This is a genomic window from Rhizomicrobium sp., assembly GCF_056722145.1.
In genome coordinates this window covers 1-2625 of record NZ_JBWZET010000217.1, presented here as the reverse complement: position 1 = coordinate 2625, position 2625 = coordinate 1, and the positions used below count along the sequence as shown (strand labels likewise).

General features: G+C 65.1%; 2 protein-coding genes and 1 pseudogene. 2 read left to right on the top strand and 1 reads right to left on the bottom strand.

Going from position 1 to position 2625, the window contains the following annotated elements:
- Positions 1–2069: AAA family ATPase (locus AC1P6P_RS11885; RefSeq protein ID WP_481402653.1), on the top strand; the 2069-nt coding region annotated here is incomplete at its 5' end.
- A gap of 130 nt (positions 2070–2199) precedes the next feature.
- Positions 2200–2430: a helix-turn-helix transcriptional regulator gene (locus AC1P6P_RS11880; RefSeq protein ID WP_481402652.1), complete on the top strand. Its 231-nt coding sequence runs from the start codon at positions 2200–2202 to the stop codon at positions 2428–2430.
- Between the two features lies 1 nt (position 2431).
- Here the strand turns inward: AC1P6P_RS11880 and AC1P6P_RS11875 are convergent.
- Positions 2432–2625, bottom strand: a pseudogene (locus AC1P6P_RS11875) (site-specific integrase); the annotation flags it as partial.

The following is a 2625-nucleotide window of genomic DNA, read 5'->3' as shown; positions in this document are numbered from 1 at the left end:
CGCCCGAACTGGTCGAACATGGCAGAGACGGGCGGGTCGAGGACCGCTTCACCACCCGCGAGATGATCGAGACCGAACAGCGCCTGCACCGCGCAGCCGAACTGATGGCCGAGAAGAAACGCCATGAGGTCGGCGACAGGGACCGCGAAACGGCGCTGGCGCGTGCGGAAGCGCGCGGCCTTGTTCTTTCGGGAGAGCAGGCCGAGGCGCTGGCGCATGTCACGGACGGGCATGATCTGGGCGTCGTGGTCGGTTACGCCGGGACGGGAAAAAGCGCGATGCTGGGTGTGGCGCGCGAAGCCTGGGAAGCGGCGGGCTACGAGGTCCGGGGCGTCGCGCTGTCCGGCATCGCGGCCGAGAATCTGGAAAGCGGATCGGGCATCGCCTCGCGCACCATCGCCAGTATGGAACACGGCTGGGGACAGGGCCGCGACGTGCTCACTTCCCGCGATGTGCTTGTCATCGACGAAGCAGGCATGGTCGGCACGCGGCAGTTGGAGCGCGTGCTGTCCCATGCGGCGGAAGCCGGAGCGAAGGTCGTTCTGGTCGGCGATCCGCAGCAGCTCCAATCCATCGAAGCCGGTGCCGCCTTCCGCTCGATCCATGAGCGTCATGGTGGCGTCGAGATCGAAACAGTGCGTCGTCAGCGCGAGGATTGGCAGCGCGACGCCACGCGCGATTTGGCGACCGGCAGGACCGACGCGGCGATCCATGCCTATGACAGTCACGGTATGTTGCATGAAGCCCAATCGCGCGAGCAGGCGCGCGACGATCTGATCGACCGCTGGGATCGTGAGCGGCAGGCGGCACCGGATGCCAGCCGCATCATTCTTACCCACACCAATGCCGAGGTGCGGGAACTCAACGAGGCCGCCCGCGACCGCATGCGGGAAGCGGGCGAATTGGGCGAGGACGTTTATCTAACCGTCGAACGCGGCGCGCGCAGCTTCGCCGCCGGGGATCGTGTCATGTTCCTGCGGAACGAACGCGGCCTCGGCGTGAAGAACGGCACGCTCGCCACCATCGAACAGGTCAGCGCCACCAGCATGACCGTTCAGACCGATGATGGCCGATCCGTCGCCTTCGACCTGAAGGATTACGACCGCATCGACCACGGCTATGCTGCAACGATCCACAAGGCGCAGGGTATGACCGTGGATCGCACCCATGTCTTGGCGACGCCGGGCCTGGACGCCCACGGCAGCTACGTCGCCCTGTCGCGGCACCGCGACGGCATGGACCTGCACTATGGCCGCGATGACTTCGCCGACGAGAACAGGCTTGTCCGCACCCTGTCGCGCGACCGGGCCAAGGACATGGCGACGGACTACGAACCGGCGCAGGACTATGCCGAGCGGCGCGGGATCACCTTCCGCGAGCGCGTAGCCGAAATCGTGCGCAAGGTCGTGCCGGAGAAGGTGCGCGGCATGTTCGACGGCCTGCGCCTGCCCACCGATGGCAGGCAGGCGCCGGAACGGGGAGTCCCGGAAAGGAAGGTGGCGGAAACCCCGGAAGAGGCGCTGCGTCGCGCCCGCACCAAAGCGCTCGTCCGCCATGCCCGAGCGGTAGACGCGATCTTCGAGATGCAGAAGCCGGGTGGCAGAGCCAGCCCGGAGCAGGCGAAGGAATTGCAGGAGGCTCGCAACGTCTTCGAGAAAGTGCGCCCCTACGGCGCGCACGATGCCGAAGCTGCCTATAAGAAGAACCCGGAACTCGCCCAGGAAGCGGCGACCGGCCGGATCAACCGCGCCGTCCGCGCGCTCCAACTCGAAACCGAACTGCGCACCGATCCGCCGCGCCGCGCCGACCGCTTCGTGGAACGCTGGCAGGAACTCGGCCACACCAGCCAGCGCCAATATCAGGCAGGCGACATGTCCGGCTACAAGGCCACGCGGTCGGCGATGGGCAACATGGCGAAGAGCCTCGAACGCGATCCGCAGCTTGAATCGATCCTCGCCAGCCGCAAGCAAGACCTCGGTATCGGGATCGACTCGGGCCGGCGACTCGGCCAGGAACTTGCCTTCAATCACGGCATCGACCTCGGCAGAGGTCTGGGCATCGGACTGTAGAACTATCCTATTTTCTGCCGCCTCTACGCCACACTACTACGACCGCTAAATATCTATTGCACAACAATAAATCGTCGTTCTGTCTGGTCTCTGTAATCGCCAGAAACACCCGGCAGGAGGCAGCGCAGCCATGCTTGTCCCAGATCGTATCGTCCGCCTGAAAACCGTTCTCGCCCGCACGGGCCTGTCCCGGTCCACCATCTACCGCAAGATCACCGAGGGCACGTTCCCAGCCCAGCTAAAAATCAGCATCAACGGCGCTGGCTGGCACGAATCCGACATCGACCGTTGGATCGCCGATCCCGCCCGCTGGCGGCCACCAGTGGCAACAACTGACGGAAAAGACGCGATCCGAGCGTAGTTCAGAGATCGTCGTCCAACTCGTCGTCGTGGACCTCGGCAGCGCGCTGCTTCGCGTCGGCGATCAGCTCTTTTGCGGATTCGCCCTTCACCCAGGCGTCGAGCATATCCGCCCAACACTGAAGCATGATCTTCCGCTCGGCGAGGTAGCGGTTCACGTTGTAGACGGCCGCGATCCGGTTCCGAGGCGCGTGGG